The following is a 17,049-nucleotide window of genomic DNA, read 5'->3' as shown; positions in this document are numbered from 1 at the left end:
GAGATGAGGAACGATGGAGCAAAACATACTGGTCGTATTGCCGCATCCGGATGACGAAGCCTTTGGTTTATCCGGTACGTTGGCTAAATATATTATAGAAGGTGCTCATGTCACCTATGCTTGCCTGACACTCGGAGAGATGGGCCGCAACATGGGGATACCTCCGTTTGCTAACCGGATCACGCTTCCGACTATTCGTAGAGCAGAGTTGGAGGAATCGTGCAAAGCTATAGGCATACAAGACCTGCGATTGCTGGGTTTCCATGATAAAACGATTGAATTCGAGGACCAGCCTAAGCTGGATGGTGTGATTGCAGCCCTGATTCAGGAGATACAACCTTCACTTGTATTCACATTCTATCCTGGCTATAGTGTTCATCCCGATCATGATGCCACGGGTGCAGCTGTAATTCGTACGATTCAGCGGATGCCTGCTGGGGAAAGACCTGTGGTTCAGTGTCTGGCATTCTCCAAAAATTGTGAGCAGGAGCTTGGCAAACCGGATGTTTATCAGGACGTATCTATGTTTATGGTCCAGAAGCTGAATTCCATTCAAGCCCATCGTTCCCAATTCCAGGCTGCAGAGCTGCTGGGTAAAAAGCAGTTGAAGGCAAAAGAAGTCGAGGACCGCTTCGGGACTGAACGTTTCTGGACGTATACCTTTGAATAAGAATCCTATGAATAGATGGATATCAATAGAAGAGCCACCGCGGTGGCTCTTTTTTCTATGCCAATACGAGCGAAGGTTCACTTTATTATTGGTGCGCTGTAAAGAGAGGTTATGTAGCCAAGAGTGTTGATGAATTAAGGACTGGTAATCGATAAGGGGTAGAGAGTTCCTTTCATGCAGAAGGAGGTTCTTCCTGTTTCTTCAGATACGACGAGAACCAAAGCATCGCTAATCTCGGATAAACCTATAGCCGCACGATGCCTAGTGCCAAGCTTTCGATCACCATAAGTTTTTGCAGTTAATGGAAGCACATTCGCAGCAGAGATAATCATTTCTTTGCGAACGAGAACGGCCCCGTCATGCAGCGGACTACCCGGAACGAATATGGATTCCAGCAGCGGGCTCGTGATTTCCGCAGATAAGGGGATGCCGGGTGTTATTAAAGAATCGAGAGGATCTTCCCGCTGAATCACAATCAGCGCTCCCAGATTTTTTTGACTGAGATGATATATGGATTTGGCGATTTCCTGGTACTTGCTTGTGAAGGGGAAGAGAAAACAATTGAGATAATACGTGGATGAAATTGACTCGGCTTCCAAAAATTTAGTGCGTACAAGATCCAATTCATTAAGCAGACAGGAGCTGTTCTGGTCCAGATTGACAATGACATTCTCTATATGCTTTTTGATGTCAATAAGCTGGTCTTTCAGCTTGCGCTTAAGCGGCGTGAAATTGCAGTCATGAATTTGCATCTTCTATCTTCCTCCTTATCCTTCGTATCATTACCAATCCGACACAGCGATATTCTGCCTGCTTCGCGAAGTTCTTAAATCGCAAAAAAATCCTTCATCATCGATTTATCAGGAAAACTGATAAATGCTATAAGAACATTGTAATTGACCGGCCCGGTAAGCTGTGATAGGTTCAGAGGAGCAATAAAATTAATTGTATCGTAATAGTAGGAATTAATAATGTGCGCTTTTGAGAGGTGGATATGGTTGGAACTTCAAGTAACGAACAGTCCTTTTAATCAGGAACAGGTAGAATTACTGAACCGGCTGTTGCCGACACTGACGGATTCCCAGCGGTCCTGGCTCAGCGGATATATTGCCGCTATCCAGGGAACGGCAGCCGCTTCAGTTGCAACAGCACCACAAGCAAACACAGCAGCAATAGCGGTTCCCGCAGCGCTGGCACCTAAAGAAGTGACCGTATTATACGGATCTCAGACTGGCAATGGTCATGGATTATCGAAGAAGTTATCGAAGAAGCTTGAAGAGGTTGGTCTAGTGGTTACAATGTCCTCAATGAGCGACTTCAAGCCGAACAATCTGAAGAAGCTGCAGAATCTCCTTATTATTGTGAGTACGCATGGCGAAGGCGAACCGCCGGATAACGCCATTCCTTTCTATGAGTTCCTGCACAGCAAACGGGCGCCTCAAGTAGAGAGTCTTCAATATTCCGTACTGGCGCTGGGGGATACCTCGTATGAATTTTTCTGCCAAACGGGTAAAGATTTCGACAAGCGGCTCGAAGAATTGGGCGGCAAGCGGCTGACGCCAAGAGTGGATTGCGACGTGGATTTTGATGAATCGGCCGCTGAATGGATGAACCAGGTTCTTCAATCGCTGAATGAGGCTGGAGCAGGATCGTCCGTTGTTGAAAGCGTGAGTGCGGTAGCCCTGAGCGATAGCACGGAATCGGAATTTTCAAGAAGCAATCCATTTCAAGCGGAAATCCTCGAGAATTTGAATTTGAACGGAAGAGGATCCGACCGTGAAACACGTCATATCGAAATTTCTCTTGAAGGATCAAATTTGCAGTATGAGCCGGGCGATAGCTTAGGAATCTATCCGGAAAATCATCCGCAGCTTGTCGATGATCTTATCGCTGCTATGGGATGGAATGCTGATGAAGTGGTCGTCATTAATAAACATGGTGAAGCGCGAGCGCTTCGGGATGCCTTGCTCCGTCACTACGAAATAACCGTTCTCACGAAACCTCTGATTGAGCAAGTGGTTAAGGTCTCAGGGAATGAAGGGCTTCGGAAGCTTCTGGAACCAGGGCATGAGCAGGAATTGCGCACCTATATCGAGGAACGGGATTTGCTCGACCTGGTACAGGATTATGGTCTGCAGCAAGTGGCAGCAAGTGATTTTGTATCGATATTACGAAAAATCCCTGCTCGTCTGTACTCAATTGCCAGCAGTTCCAAGGCCTTCCCCGATGAAGTCCATGTAACCGTTCGTACGGTTCGTTACGAGGCACATGGCCGAGATCGTTACGGTGTATGTTCCGTACAATTGGCGGAACGGCTGGAAGCTGGAGACACACTTCCGGTGTATGTTCAACACAATCCGAACTTTAAGCTTCCCGAGAATCCGGACACCCCGATCATCATGATCGGTCCTGGTACAGGGGTTGCTCCATTCAGAGCTTTCCTCGGTGAGCGCGAAGAGACAGGTGCAGGAGGGAAATCCTGGTTGTTCTACGGTGACCAGCATTTCTCAACAGACTTTCTCTATCAGATCGAATGGCAGCGCTGGTTAAAGGATGGGGTGTTGACACAGATGGATGTTGCCTTCTCGCGAGATACGGACAAGAAAGTATATGTACAGCACCGTATGCTGGAGAGGAGCAAGGAATTGTATCAGTGGCTTCAGAACGGAGCGTGTGTATACGTCTGCGGTGACGAGAAGAAGATGGCGCATGATGTGCATTCCGCACTGGGGGCAATTCTTGAGCAAGAAGGCGGGATGAGTCCAGAAGAAGCTGCGGAATACTTGGGCCTCATGCAGCAAGAGAAACGTTACCAGCGGGATGTATATTAAGACAATTCCCATGGTTGCGAGAGGAGAAAAGGAATATGTCTGATAATAACTTATTATCATCTAATAGCGCACCTCATAGTGATGTGGAGGACATCAAGCGTCGAAGCAACTATCTGCGCGGCAGTCTTGTAGAAACGCTGGAAGATCGTATAACCGGATCGATTCCGGAAGATGATAACCGGCTGATGAAATTCCATGGCAGCTACATGCAGGATGACCGGGATTTACGCAATGAGAGACATAAGCAGAAGCTGGAGCCTGCGTACCAGTTTATGCTGCGTGTTCGCGCTGCCGGCGGTGTGGTTACTCCTGAGCAATGGCTTATGATGGACCGCGTTGCGCAGAAGTACGCAAACGGGTCAATTCGGTTGACAACACGCCAGTCGTTTCAGCTTCATGGTGTGCTCAAATGGAACATGAAGACTACGATTCAAGAGGTTAATGAAGCACTCCTTAGTACATTAGCAGCCTGCGGCGACGTCAACCGTAACGTTATGTGTAACCCTAACCCGTACCAATCCGAGATTCATTCGGAGGTGTACGAGTGGGCACGCAAAGTGAGTGATCATCTGGATCCGCGCTCTCGTGCCTATCATGAGATCTGGCTTGATGGTGAGAAGATCGTGGATAGTCTGCAGGATGCCGAGGAACAGGAGCCGATCTACGGCCCGGTGTATCTCCCTCGTAAATTCAAAATTGGGATGGCTGTGCCACCTTCCAATGATGTGGATGTATACTCCCAGGATCTTGGTTTCATTGCAATTGTTGAGAACGGAGAGTTGAAGGGCTTCAACATATCTGTTGGCGGTGGGATGGGGATGACACACGGTGATCCGCTGACCTACCCTCAAGTGGCAAAAGTCATTGGTTTCTGCAAACCGGAGCAAATCATTGACTTGGCGGAGAAGACCGTTATGATCCAGCGTGATTACGGGGACCGCGCGGTTCGTAAACATGCTAGATTCAAATATACGATCGATGACCGAGGGATCGATTGGTTCGTAAGCGAACTTAGCGAGCGGCTTGGCTGGAAGCTGGAAGAGGCAAGACCTTTTCATTTTGACCATAACGGTGATCGCTACGGATGGGTAAAAGGCAGTAACGGAAAATGGCATTTTACACTTTTCATCCAAAGCGGACGCGTTAAAGACGAGGCGGATTATCTGCTGATGACAGGTCTTCGTGAAATTGCCCAAATCCATAATGGCGATTTCCGTCTGACGGCCAATCAGAATCTGATCATTGCCAATGTCAGCAGCCATAAGAAGAAAAAGATCGAGGAGCTCATCAAGCGTTACGGACTCACAGACGGAAGCCATTACTCCGCTCTGCGAAGAAACTCCATGGCATGCGTATCTTTGCCAACATGTGGTCTGGCTATGGCTGAATCCGAGCGCTATCTGCCAACGCTATTGGATAAGATTGATCCGATTCTGGAGGAGAATGGGCTGCGCGAAGAGGATATCGTCATTCGTATGACAGGATGCCCGAACGGATGTGCCAGACCGATGCTGGCTGAGATCGCCTTTATCGGCAAGGCACCGGGCAAATACAATATGTACTTGGGTGGAGGTTTCTCCGGGCACCGCTTAAACAAGCTCTTCAAGGAAAACATCGGTGAAACCGAGATTTTGGATTCGCTTCGCCCGATGATCACACAGTATGCACAAGAGCGAGAGAAAGGCGAGCACTTTGGTGACTTTGTCATTCGCGCAGGCTATGTGAAGGAAGTATTGGATGGACAGCAGTTTCACGCATAACATGTAAATGTAAAGAGACATATAGGGATTCAGAGGATAACTGTGAATAAACACGACAGACCGGAGCTCTCCGAGAGGAGGGGCTTCGGTTTTTTATTTTTTCTCAAGCGTGGAGATGGTGGATTAAGCCGATTCACGCCAAGAGCCACCTCAGCATGAGGTGGCTCTGATCATCATTGTACGAGACTATTTGTGGCGTTCCTGCTTTTTTTAAACAAAGGGATCAGAAGAGCGGAGCCTATCAGAAACAGGAGGGCACTTGCTGAGAATACGGTGAATAAGGAAAATTGATTTTTCAGTAATCCGCCAAGCGACATGCCAATGACCATCATGCCCATGAAGATCGGTGTCAGAGCGCCGCCTACGCGTCCGATGTATGCATTCTCGGTATTCGTCAGAATGAGCGTGTTGATGCCGATGTGAATGGTGGGATAGAAGAAACCATTGACTACCTGCAACAGCAGAGTGAAGAGAATGCTCGTAGACCAGCCGATGCCGAGGTTGCCCAGTGCGCTGACGGTAAGGCCAAGCGCCAGCAAGGATTGCGGCGATATTCTTTTGGCTAACACCATAACGAAGCCCCCGCCAAGCAGCATCGCAGCACCGTTCGCGGTTAGCAGCCATTGCAGGAAAGATTTATCCTGCCCGAGATTCTCAATCGTGACAAACAGCATCATGGGCTGAATAAGTCCGGCAGCGAGACCGGCGGCAGCGAAGGTTGTAGCCAGCGTCCGCAAGGCGCGGTTATTCCACACATAGCGCAGCCCTTCAATAGCTTCCTGCAAGAGGCTCCGTTGTTCAGACTTTGATTCTTTCTCTTGATCTCTCGGCAGCCACACCAGGATCAGAGCGGAACCCAGGAATAATACACCTGTTGCGATAAGGGATGCTTCAATTCCAAACTTCTGATACACGAATGCTCCTGCAATGGGGCCGATCACCATAAAGAAGGCCATTAAGGATTGGAATATAGCCATGACGGATTGGAGCTGATGTTCCGGCACATGCTGTTTGAACAATTTCATAGCCGAGGGTTGGGAGAACTGTGACATGATGGCTGAGAATAACGTAACGACCAGCAGCGCCTGCCATGAGTTATTGTGGACAGCAATCAGTACGAGAAAAACGGAAACGGCCGACAACACATCGGCACCGATCATGGTTCGTTTAGGTCGCCACCGGTCTGCAAATGTACCACCAATGAAAGCGAACAGGAAGATAGGGGCAAATTCGGCTACCGATATGAGGGATACAAACCAAGGATCGTTGTTGGTTATGTCGGTGACATATAACAGAATCGCAAAGTTACGAACCCAAATGCCAAGATTTAAAAGAACGTGTGACAAAATAATCGTTCGGACATACGGGTTGTTAAGAAGCATAATGAGGATTCTCCTTTCGTGACTCGTGTGAAACGGAGTCGTAATTGATTATTTAATAAACGGATGCGCATTTAGTTTATTAAATACATAGACATATTAATATTATATCTATAAATAATCAATACAAATTTATTTTTTGTCTACAGTATGCAATTAAAAACAGGCACAATCTGCTTGTATTTATGAGCCGATTATATCCTTGAATAGACGAGATTGTTTTTTGTTTGGGATTTACTCTAAATGTGCTCTTAACCTTGTTCATGCTACTTAATAGAGATATAATGGATAAGGGTATTTATTGAATACCGGCTACAGATTCAATAATGAAAGCGAGCGGAAATATATGGGCCGTAAATGGAATAATATTAAAGAAAAAAAAGCATCCAAGGATGCGAATACAAGTCGCGTCTACGCTAAGTTTGGTGTTGAGATTTATGTGGCAGCCAAGAAGGGTGAACCGGATCCGGAGTCGAACCGTGTGCTCAAGGTCGTGCTTGAGCGCGCGAAAACATACAATGTGCCTAAAGCCATTATCGACCGTGCTCTGGAAAAAGCGAAGGGCAGCGGAGACGAGAATTATGTGGAGCTTCGTTACGAAGGATTTGGTCCGAACGGTTCGATGATCATTGTTGACGCGTTGACCAATAACGTCAATCGTACGGCACCGGAAGTGCGTTCTGCCTTTAACAAGAACGGCGGTAACATGGGCGTCAGCGGCTCTGTATCTTATATGTTCGATCCAACGGCCGTGTTCGGCGTCGAAGGTAAGACATCGGAAGAGGTCATGGATCTGCTGCTTGAAGCTGATGTGGATGTACGTGACATCCTTGAAGAGGAAGATGCTGTAATCGTGTATGCAGAACCTGACCAGTTCCATGCGGTACAGGAGGCTTTTAAGGCTGCAGGGGTTACGGAGTTTACGGTGTCAGAGCTGACCATGCTGGCACAGAACTTTGTTACACTGCCAGGTGATGCTGAGGCGCAATTCGAGAAGCTGATTGATGCGCTGGAAGATCTGGAAGATGTGCAACAGGTCTATCATAACGTAGAGTTTGAAGAATAGAAGAACTCGATCCATGTATGTACACAAAAAACCATCGTATTCAGCACTTCTGAACACGATGGTTTTTGCATTATAGTGCAGATTATCCTTTTATAGGTGATTCGAACGGCAGCGTAATGTCAGGTTGAACAACAATGACTTCCGCTGAAGTGATAGCAGGGATTGATTTGGTCATGATAAGGGAGTGGTAAGCTACAATCTTTGTGCCGGGCTTCAGTTTCTCATCAGGGCTGAGACCGATTATTTGGGTGTCCTTGGATATGTTGAGAATGATATCGTTATCCGTGGATTGATCTGAACCCACATTAATGTACAGGAGATCCTGGGTAGTGCGTTCAGATGCAGTTATTGTGCCTTCAACTCTTGGTGCTGAAGCATCAGATACAACGATTTTATCGGCATGCGGCAGCGCAGGGTAAATGACGGGCACGTATTGTGCTTCGATCCGCCGACCCTCGTTCAGCACATCAGATGTTAAAGGCTTACCTTGTGCATCCACGATCTGCGTGTCCCCATCGATGGCGAGCACCACGTATTCATATCCGTCAGGATTCGATGGTTGGCCGCTAATCGAAATTCTGCCATCTGTTTTCTCCGTAAGGATACCGTTAATGCCGGCCTCGGTTTCCTGCTCGTCATTGGCGGGATCCGTGTTCACCAGAATATAGTTTGTAGAGGATTGAGGAGGAAAACTTAACGCAACATATGGACCGTAGAAGGAACGAACGGTCATGCCGGCTTTCAGGTCACTTGCTTTCAGTGTCTTTCCATTTTGATCGATAATGGTCGTTTTGGGATCCGGATGAAGCCAAATGGTCTCTGCGTTGTCACCGTACACGTTGCTTCCTTCTACAAGAAAACCTCGTTCGTTTATTTCGGAGATGGTCCCGTCTATAGCGGCAAAGTCATGGTCCGAGACAATGATGGTAAGTGCAGCTCCTTGAGCCGGGAGGCTTTTGGTGATATTCGGGCTATAGAAAGCTTTAATGGCTTTGTTTTTATCTACGATGGTCTGAAGCTGGACTTTATTTCCCTGTGCATCCACGATTTTAGTATCTTTGGAGATGGAAAGCTTGATTTCACGTTGATCGGTAGCAGCCAAGCCGCGGCCGGTAACCGTAATCGATTTGCCTGTTTTGTCATTTACATAATCCGTAATGTAACCCAGGGTTCCAGGCACACGCTTCACCTGATTCACATTGCTGCCTTGTTCCGAATGGATGGAAGCAGGAGGAGCGCCCTGTGCACTTGCTGCAATCGGCAGTGCGGTCATGGCGAGTATCGTAGTGGTTGTTAGTACTTTGTAGATTTTGTTCATTGTTGGTATCCTCCAAATAAAAGATTATCCTAACGAGCCAGGATACAGCCAAGCGATATTTCAATTGGTAAATTGTACTTGCTGCACCACTATAGACGGGAGAAGGTCTCAAAGGTTGCACAGCTGCTGAAAAATCGTTCTGTAATTCCAACGGTCAAGTCCAGATAGACATAAAAAACCGCCCGAAGATAAGGCTTCGGGCGGTCGAATGGCTTATTAAGCTGCAGTCTTAGTTTCTTCTTGTTTAGGAGTGCGAATCAGCATTGCCAGCACCGTAATGATAGCTGTAAATACGAAAATCAAATTAAATCCATGCTGAATGCCAAACGCATCCGATATTTCACCGATCAAGAGTCCGACTACCGCGCCTCCGAGACCGGATGCAACATAGATAACGCCTTGCAGTGATCCGGCTTGCTTCGTCAGCTTGGAGGCGATGCCTTGAGCCGTCGGGAACAACACGGACAGGGCAAGTCCGAACAGCATCATTAAATAACTGGCATTCACAACCAGCAGACGGCCGAGAATCAAGGCGAGAAGGGCGAATACGGAGAAGCCGATCAAGGTGCGTCTCTCACCAAGCTTGTAGATGATGAACCCGCCTACAAAACGCCCAATGGTAAAGAGAAATGCAAAGCTGGCGATGATATAGGCTGCGGTTGAAGCTTTTTGCGCTGCATCCATCCCGGCAATGTCCAGCGACGTATAGAAAATCGGGAAGAAATTCAGGAAGCCGGCTTCCGCTGCAACATAGAACAGAATGAACAGAATGACATATAAGATTTGCCGGTCTTTAAACAACCTCGCGACAGACATTAAGCTGACTTTATCTTGCCCTTCAGTTGCAGCTCTCTGTTCGGGTTTAAACATCATGAGTGCAGCCAGAATGATGGCAATCACGACGGCTACACCAATGTAGAAGGCGCGCCAGCTGATGTTATGAGAGAAAATCGCGTTCAGAACGAGCGGAGTAACAATCATACCAACTCCGAACAGTGCATTGGCGAGGTTAAACACCACGCCGGACCGTTCCTTGAAATAGGTCGGAATCAATGTCGCAACCGAGACGGTCATGGACCCGATACCGACACCCACGATCAGATAGAATCCGAGAAAAAAGGCAACGGTATAAGCGGAGCCGGTACCAATTAAACCAATGATCATCAGAATGGTTCCGAGGGTCATAACCGCCTTGATTCCCTTGCGGTCGGCGAATATGCCAGCGACCAGACTGGCTAACAAAAATCCCACCTGAAAGACGGATACCATGATACCGACTTGACTGAGATCCAGATTGATATCCGTCTGAACTTTCTCAAGGATGAGACCCTTGGTGTTCTGAATTCCGCCGAGGACAAACATGGTGGCAAAGATGAGAAAGTAAATGATCGGACGCTGTATTTTTTGCATGTTAGTTCATTCCTTTCTCTCGATAGGTCTGTAAAGCCTCAAACAACTCGTCAGCCGCCCAGCCGTAACAGTAATACAACAGCTCATCTGCTGCGCTGTTCTCACCGGCTTGTACCGCTTCAATCAGATTCTGCGGCGAAATGTTCCACATCTGGATTCCGCTATAGATACGTGTATTGGGGTCGGACAGGCTGCGAACCTTGTTATTCTGATCCGCGACGAATTGAATAGGGAACCCTTCCTGCTTGAACATCTCATACGTCAGATCATAGGGAAGCGCAAAGAATCTTTTGAAGGCCTGGAATGCTTGTTCCTGCTCATCGGCAGTATGCGCCAAGTAATGGATCAAACCCTGTACATCGGCCCCGCCGCCCAGCTTATGGTAAGGAAAATGTTTCAATGCAGGCGAGCATTTGGTGATGCTCGCATAATCCTGGCCAAGCATCCAACTGTAAGCGGGTGGCCAGAGGTCCAGCCACAGCGTAAAGTCCTCGTTTACAGTTCTTACGCGTTCGATGAGACGTTCCACAAAGCCGGTTACACTCTGTTGTCGAAATGCGATCCATTCTTGAATCAGCGCATTGTTTTCCGCAAACGTGACGGCGTCATCGAATTTCTTCTCTGCGAAGAGCGTGATCCATTGACGCAGGTTATTCTTGAGCGCGCTTACATCAATGTGCTGTTCCTTCATTTTTCTCTCACAATGCGGACAGAAGCAGGTTAACAATCCTCTTGGATTCACTTCCTCTCCGCCCCAATCGGGATACCGGATCCGGTCGATCATGTAGGTGGTATAACCGTAACGTTGGCGGAGGTCAATCAATGCTTGTTCCCAGAAGTCGATGACATCCGGCGCATTGGGACAGAGCCAGTGCGGAATGACTTGTCCATCCAGATCCGTAACCAGATTATGAGCAAGCAGAGGGCCTTCGAAATGACCATTCAGAATATTGAGCCATGGGATGATCTCGTAATGTTCCTCCTGAAGCGATTCCTTAATGATCATCAGGGGATCCTGTTCATCGCTAAGGCCGGGTTCTCTTCGCTGATCAAGCCCTTGATAGGAGGGGAGGATAGCATGTATGGTTCCTGTACCGAACACGACTTCATGTACGGCATTCCTTGGCAGGTTGCCAACAGGGTTCGGATTTCGTTCGAAGATGGTATTCACCTCCGGGAAGATATAGCGTACATCCTTCAGCTTGCGGATATACGACATGATCTGCGGCATACCTTCATCTAAAATATCATGCGGGTGCAGTTGAATTCCTGACATTGCTGATCACGCTCCTGTTAGTAGAGTTGTTTGTCTTTCATATATTGAAGTGAGGGATAAGCTTGCTTCAGCCCTAGAATGGCTATACCCTGGAGAGCCGACTGATGCTGCAAGGTCGAAATCTCGATGGCTACATTGGTTACATTCGAAGTATGAAGACCCACTTTAGCAGTCAGACTCTGGAGTGAGAGCGATTCGGTTACGCCGCCCATGAGCAGGATTTTCTCCGGATTCAGCAGGGATATAATATTCAGGATGCCCATCGCGAGATGCTCCTCAAATCGGGATACAAGATGTCGTGCCTGAATATCTCCTTGCAGAGCCATTTCGAATACTTCTTGTGCTGTGAGGTTCTTATGAAACATACCGTGTGCTGTAGCCTCCAAACCAGAACCGGAACATATGATTTCAAAATGTCCCTTGCTTGAAGGAGCATACAATTGGTGCTGCTGGAACAGCATGTAACCAATCTCGCCGGCTGCATTCCGCGCACCGCGTATCACTTTGCCATCTATCAGAATGGCGGATCCGAGTCCGGTTCCAATTCCAATCAGTACGGCAGAGTTCAGATCCTGAAGCGCCCCGGCATACATCTCGCCAACCAGTGCGGCACGGACATCATTCTCAACTGTGACGGGAACATGAAATACGTTATGAAAGTACCGGCCAAGATCGATGTTCTTCCATTCCGGCAAGTTAGGCGAGCCTTCGAGAACCATGCCGCTGGAAGGATCAACGATTCCTGGAGTGGCTATACTGATGAAGGCAAGGTGGGTTTCCGGCTGCCCGGATTGTTTAATGAATTCTTTGATATCGGCCGCCATATGCTCCAAAAATTCTTGACTTGTCTGGTGTTGATACGTAGCTACCGTATGCTTCGCAGTGCATTCGCCTGCCAGATTGAATAGTCCAAAATGGAGTGTGGTCCCGCCGAGATCAATGGCGATGCCGAAGGCAGCATGTTTGGCAAAATGAAGTCTCGTGCCGCGTTTGCTTAAATCAGCGTCATCCTTCTCGTCGTAGATCAATTTCTCTTCAATAAGTGTCTTGACGATATCCGATACGGTGGCTTTGGTAATTCCGGTCTGTTTGGCAATTTCGGTCCGGGCAATAGGCCCCATATCTTTAATGGTATTAAGCACAATCTCTTTGTTCATTCTGCGGATCGTGCTGGGCAGATGTACTTCCATTGGACGTGATCACTTCCTTTTTAGTATCAACGTTTGTTGTTCTGTTAAGTTTACTATATAAACTTAAATGGTGTGAAAAAGTACTAATAAGCAAATTTTTTATAGAACCGGATATTGTTAACCTCTTTATAAGTTTATATTATATCCTTAATGAAAACGATGTCAATGGAAATTAGTAAACAATAATTGGATGAAGATATGCAGAAGGATGTATAATCCCTAATTGATTGTTATTCTGATAACATATAATTATGGAATGAAGCAATGAATGAAATAGATGGGAGCGGCAGCATGAAGAGAATGAAGCTGGAGCAATGGATGGATATCTGCAAGCTTATGAACGATAATTTGGGGCTGCCTATGCATTATTGTAATCCACATCGGAGAATTGAATACTCCTTAATGCCTGCCGGAATATCATCACAGGGCCAGAAGGAGCTTCAGGAGCGAATGATACAGCTGATCTCGAGTTCCCATCGTGGCGAAGTTCAGGGTCCATACATGCTGGGCACATCTCTATTGGAAAATTTTATTGAAACACGAATCGAAGAAAATGGCGTTTATATGGGAAGTTTGATAGCCGGTCCGAGCATTTATTCACGCATCCCGAAGGATATGCTGGTTGGCTTGGCGCGTGATCATCGGATCACGGATAGAGATGCGCTTGAGCGTTATTACGATAGGCTTGTAATCATGGATAAGAAGAAGCTTCTTCATGCCGCAGCCATGCTGCACTATCTGGTCTATCACACCCGGATCGATATTATGGACGTCATGCAGCATAATCACGGGGGATCGCGATATCAGGGTCTGGGCGAAAATATAGATATTCAGGTCTCGGAGCAGCGGATCAATGTCTCCTTTCACCATGATCCGATCTATGAGAAGGAGCTGATGCAGCTTGTTACCGATGGACGTCCGGAGGAGCTTGTGAACAAGTTGGAGCTCATTCAGACGACGGAGGGGATAGGAACGCTGTCCAGAACAAGCCATGTTCGGCATCAGAAGAATCTAAGCATCGTGGGGATAGCGCTGATGACACGTGCAGCGGTGGAAGGTGGCTTGCATCCAGAGATTGCGTATACGATGAGTGACCTGTATATTCAGCAAATGGAGGAGATGACGGATGCAAACGAAGTGAATACGGCACTTCAGCAGGCGACTTACGATTTTGCAAACCGGGTGAAGGAATGTAAAGAAGGTGATTTCTCGAAAGCTGTCGTGAAGTGCAAACAGTATATTTTTAACCATCTATATGAGGATGTCTCCCTACAGCAGCTATCTCGCTCGGTGCATATGAATTCCAGTTATCTGTCCAGACGGTTCAAACAGGAAACCGGGGTGTCTATTAGTGAATATATACAAGGGCAGCGCATTGAGGAGGCAAAAAAATTGCTGGTCCTGACTGATCTGCCTATATCGGTGATTTATGCCCGGCTGAACTATCATGATCAAAGCTACTTTACGAAGGTATTCAGGAAGCTGACAGGCGTAACCCCTAAACAGTACCGTGAAGGCCGCAGGTTAAAGAGTACGCATTCAGGCGAGGAAGACCCAATATAGTCTGCAATTATCATGATTGCGCTTTATAAAGAAAAGAAAATACCAAGATTCCAATGAAATTACAATAAAGTTAGGAGCAACCTTCATATAATAGGGTCAGCATTGAAAACTGTTTAATGTGGAGGCTGACGATATGAGTGAACAACGTGATATAGAGAAGATCATCAATCAGATGACATTGGAAGAAAAAGCGGGAATGTGCAGCGGGCTTGACTTCTGGAACCTAAAAGGGGTGGAGCGTCTGGGCATTCCATCGATTATGGTGACGGATGGACCGCATGGACTGCGCAAACAACGGCAGGGTGCTGATCATCTCGGCATATTCGACAGCGTTCCTTCCACGTGTTTTCCTTCCGCTGCCGGACTTGCCAGCTCATGGGACAGAGAATTGATCCGGCAAGTGGGTGTGGCGCTGGGAGAAGAATGTCAGGCAGAGGACGTTGCTGTATTGCTTGGACCTGGTGCGAACATTAAACGCTCCCCTGTGTGCGGAAGAAACTTTGAGTACTTCTCGGAAGATCCTTATCTTTCGTCGGAGCTCGCTGCGAGCCATATCCAGGGGGTTCAAAGCCAGGGCGTGGGTACGTCGCTCAAGCATTTTGCCGCTAATAACCAGGAGCATCGGCGGATGACAACGGATGCAGTCATTGATGAGCGTACGCTGCGGGAGATTTATCTGGCCAGCTTCGAAGGAGCCGTCAAGAAAGCGAAGCCATGGACGGTGATGTGTTCCTACAATCAGGTGAATGGTACTTATGCTTCGGAGAATCCAAGATTATTAACGGAAATTTTGAAGGATGAATGGGGCCATGAAGGTTTTGTGGTATCGGACTGGGGTGCTGTCAATCAGCGGGACGATGCGCTTGCAGCGGGGATGGAGCTCGAAATGCCTTCCAGCAATGGACGTGGAGAACGTAAAGTTATCCATGCCGTGCAGAGCGGGAAGCTGACAGAAGAAGCGCTGGATCGTGCCGTTGCCCGTATCTTGCGAATTATTTTCATGGCGGTTGATCATAAAAAAGAAAATGCAGTCTATGACCAAAAAGAGCATCACGCCTTAGCGAGAAAAGTTGCTGGCGAGAGTATGGTGCTCCTCCAGAACGAGGACCAGCTGCTGCCTCTTGGGCAAGACAGCAAGATTGCCGTCATTGGCGCGTTTGCTAAAACACCGCGATTCCAGGGAGGCGGCAGCTCCCATATCAATCCGACTCAGCTTGACACGCCTTATGAGGAAATCGTTGCACTGTCCGGACACGTGTCGAACGTGACCTATGCGCAGGGCTATCAGCTGGAGAATGACGCCGTGGATGAGACTCTCATCCATGAAGCGTTGCAGGCTGCACGCCAGGGGCAAGTGGCCGTGGTCATAGCCGGTCTGCCGGATCGTTATGAATCTGAGGGTTATGACCGCACACATCTTTCCCTTCCGGCGAATCAGACTCAACTGATTGATGCGATTGCGGAAGTGCAGAATAATGTCGTGGTGGTGCTGCTCAACGGCTCGCCCGTAGAAATGCCCTGGCTTCATCGAGTGAAAGCTGTAATTGAAGGCTATCTCGGTGGGCAGGCTGTCGGCGGAGCGATCGCTGATGTGCTGTTCGGGAAGAAGAACCCGTCCGGCAAGCTCGCAGAGACCTTCCCCGTTAAACTGAGTGACAACCCCTCGTTTCTGAACTTTCCTGGCGAAGGGGACCGAGTAGAATATAAAGAAGGGATTTTTGTTGGATATCGTTATTACGACAAAAAAGAAATGAAGACACTGTTCCCTTTCGGCCATGGGTTAAGTTATACCACCTTTGAGTATAGTAATCTAAAGTTCAGTCGAACGGAGCTGGCGGATAACGAAACGGTGGAAGTGAGTGTAACGGTCACCAATACCGGTCATCTCGCGGGCAAAGAAATCGTGCAGCTCTATGTTCGGGATGTCGAGAGCTTGGTGATCCGTCCTGAGAAGGAGCTGAAGGGGTTCGCCAAGGTCGACCTTGAGCCAGGCGAGCATAAGACGGTTAGTATTACGCTGGATAAACGATCCTTTGCCTATTACAATGTTGAACTGAAGGATTGGCATGTGGAATCGGGAGATTTCGAAGTGCTCATAGGCAAATCTTCGCAGGAGATTGTGCTGAAGGATACACTGCAGGTGCAGTCTACAGTGAGATTGGAACAGCAATATACACTGAATTCGACCATCGGAGAACTGTTAAGTGATCCTGTGACCGCGGAAACCACGGGCCAATTGCTGAAGAAATTCCAAGAAGCCAGTCCCATGTCGGGCATGGCGGAAGACGATTCCCATTCCGAATTGTTTGCAGCCATGATGAAGGATATGCCGCTTCGTAATCTCCTTGCCTTTGGGGGCGGGGCAGTGAAAGAGGAAACACTGCTTCAGCTATTGGACGAATTGAATCGACGATGAAACTTCATGTCATTTTAATGTAAAAATCTCCTTTTTGAATCAATATGAAGGAATTTCATTCTTCTTATCGAACATACACAGAGTAATCTGTACACATAAGAAAGAGGGTGACCTGGCGTTATCAAGTTATACTTGTATACACGGCGACTCGCATTTGCCACTGTATTGAA

At 47.7% G+C, this 17,049-nt stretch carries 12 protein-coding genes; 6 read left to right on the top strand and 6 right to left on the bottom strand.

All coding sequences use genetic code 11. The features are described 5' to 3' along the window. Nucleotides 1-13 precede the first annotated feature (13 nt). Nucleotides 14-670: a bacillithiol biosynthesis deacetylase BshB2 gene (gene bshB2, locus PGL02S_RS01230; RefSeq protein ID WP_036637307.1), complete on the top strand. Its 657-nt coding sequence runs from the start codon at nt 14-16 to the stop codon at nt 668-670. A 134-nt stretch (nt 671-804) separates the two neighbouring features. On the opposite strand, the gene cdaS is transcribed toward bshB2, so the two are convergent. Further along, nucleotides 805-1,422, bottom strand: coding sequence for a sporulation-specific diadenylate cyclase CdaS (cdaS, locus tag PGL02S_RS01225; RefSeq protein ID WP_036637309.1), 618 nt, complete (start codon nt 1,420-1,422; stop codon nt 805-807). Between the two features lie 246 nt (nt 1,423-1,668). Between cdaS and PGL02S_RS01220 the strand changes: the two genes are divergently transcribed. Next, nucleotides 1,669-3,501 (top strand): assimilatory sulfite reductase (NADPH) flavoprotein subunit, encoded by a 1,833-nt coding sequence (locus PGL02S_RS01220; RefSeq protein WP_036637311.1) that lies wholly within the window; start codon nt 1,669-1,671, stop codon nt 3,499-3,501. 35 nt (nt 3,502-3,536) lie between these two features. After that, a complete protein-coding gene (cysI, locus tag PGL02S_RS01215; protein WP_036637313.1) occupies nt 3,537-5,261 on the top strand; it encodes an assimilatory sulfite reductase (NADPH) hemoprotein subunit in 1,725 nt (574 codons plus the stop codon). Nucleotides 5,262-5,434: 173 nt separating this feature from the next. Here cysI and PGL02S_RS01210 read toward each other — a convergent pair whose 3' ends face one another. Beyond that, nucleotides 5,435-6,643 (bottom strand): MFS transporter, encoded by a 1,209-nt coding sequence (locus PGL02S_RS01210; protein ID WP_036637315.1) that lies wholly within the window; start codon nt 6,641-6,643, stop codon nt 5,435-5,437. Between the two features lie 343 nt (nt 6,644-6,986). Between PGL02S_RS01210 and PGL02S_RS01205 the strand changes: the two genes are divergently transcribed. Next, the gene (locus tag PGL02S_RS01205) at nt 6,987-7,706 is read left to right on the top strand and encodes a YebC/PmpR family DNA-binding transcriptional regulator (RefSeq protein WP_036637457.1); all 720 of its coding nucleotides are present in this window, start codon (nt 6,987-6,989) and stop codon (nt 7,704-7,706) included. 82 nt (nt 7,707-7,788) lie between these two features. On the opposite strand, the gene PGL02S_RS01200 is transcribed toward PGL02S_RS01205, so the two are convergent. The 4 genes from PGL02S_RS01200 to PGL02S_RS01185 form a co-directional block, all read right to left on the bottom strand. Further along, complete coding sequence (locus tag PGL02S_RS01200) at nt 7,789-9,024, bottom strand: hypothetical protein (protein ID WP_051449096.1); 1,236 nt, start codon at nt 9,022-9,024, stop codon at nt 7,789-7,791. Nucleotides 9,025-9,240: 216 nt separating this feature from the next. Continuing rightward, a complete protein-coding gene (locus PGL02S_RS01195) occupies nt 9,241-10,434 on the bottom strand; it encodes an MFS transporter (RefSeq protein ID WP_036637317.1) in 1,194 nt (397 codons plus the stop codon). A 1-nt stretch (nt 10,435) separates the two neighbouring features. Further along, complete coding sequence (locus PGL02S_RS01190; protein WP_036637319.1) at nt 10,436-11,710, bottom strand: hypothetical protein; 1,275 nt, start codon at nt 11,708-11,710, stop codon at nt 10,436-10,438. A 17-nt stretch (nt 11,711-11,727) separates the two neighbouring features. Then, nucleotides 11,728-12,900 carry an ROK family transcriptional regulator gene (locus PGL02S_RS01185; protein ID WP_036637321.1) on the bottom strand — a complete coding sequence of 391 codons (1,173 nt, stop codon included), beginning with the start codon at nt 12,898-12,900 and terminating at the stop codon, nt 11,728-11,730. A gap of 264 nt (nt 12,901-13,164) precedes the next feature. Between PGL02S_RS01185 and PGL02S_RS01180 the strand changes: the two genes are divergently transcribed. Beyond that, nucleotides 13,165-14,463, top strand: a complete 1,299-nt coding sequence (locus tag PGL02S_RS01180; RefSeq protein WP_051449097.1) for a helix-turn-helix domain-containing protein — start codon at nt 13,165-13,167, stop codon at nt 14,461-14,463. A 133-nt stretch (nt 14,464-14,596) separates the two neighbouring features. Further along, nucleotides 14,597-16,879 carry a glycoside hydrolase family 3 C-terminal domain-containing protein gene (locus PGL02S_RS01175; protein WP_036637323.1) on the top strand — a complete coding sequence of 761 codons (2,283 nt, stop codon included), beginning with the start codon at nt 14,597-14,599 and terminating at the stop codon, nt 16,877-16,879. Nucleotides 16,880-17,049: the final 170 nt, after the last annotated feature.

It is taken from the genome of Paenibacillus glucanolyticus NBRC 15330 (assembly GCF_004000885.1).
Taxonomy (GTDB): domain Bacteria; phylum Bacillota; class Bacilli; order Paenibacillales; family Paenibacillaceae; genus Paenibacillus_AQ; species Paenibacillus_AQ glucanolyticus.
This window is presented reverse-complemented; position numbering and strand designations above follow the sequence as displayed.

Bases quoted from the DNA above. Each gene is read 5' to 3' on its own strand.
- bshB2 (WP_036637307.1), top strand. From the start codon at position 14: ATGGAGCAAAACATACTGGTCGTATTGCCGCATCCGGATGACGAAGCC.
- cdaS (WP_036637309.1), bottom strand. From the start codon at position 1,422: ATGCAAATTCATGACTGCAATTTCACGCCGCTTAAGCGCAAGCTGAAA.
- cysI (WP_036637313.1), top strand. From the start codon at position 3,537: ATGTCTGATAATAACTTATTATCATCTAATAGCGCACCTCATAGTGAT.
- PGL02S_RS01210 (WP_036637315.1), bottom strand. From the start codon at position 6,643: ATGCTTCTTAACAACCCGTATGTCCGAACGATTATTTTGTCACACGTT.
- PGL02S_RS01205 (WP_036637457.1), top strand. From the start codon at position 6,987: ATGGGCCGTAAATGGAATAATATTAAAGAAAAAAAAGCATCCAAGGAT.
- PGL02S_RS01200 (WP_051449096.1), bottom strand. From the start codon at position 9,024: ATGAACAAAATCTACAAAGTACTAACAACCACTACGATACTCGCCATG.
- PGL02S_RS01195 (WP_036637317.1), bottom strand. From the start codon at position 10,434: ATGCAAAAAATACAGCGTCCGATCATTTACTTTCTCATCTTTGCCACC.
- PGL02S_RS01190 (WP_036637319.1), bottom strand. From the start codon at position 11,710: ATGTCAGGAATTCAACTGCACCCGCATGATATTTTAGATGAAGGTATG.
- PGL02S_RS01185 (WP_036637321.1), bottom strand. From the start codon at position 12,900: ATGGAAGTACATCTGCCCAGCACGATCCGCAGAATGAACAAAGAGATT.
- PGL02S_RS01180 (WP_051449097.1), top strand. From the start codon at position 13,165: ATGAATGAAATAGATGGGAGCGGCAGCATGAAGAGAATGAAGCTGGAG.
- PGL02S_RS01175 (WP_036637323.1), top strand. From the start codon at position 14,597: ATGAGTGAACAACGTGATATAGAGAAGATCATCAATCAGATGACATTG.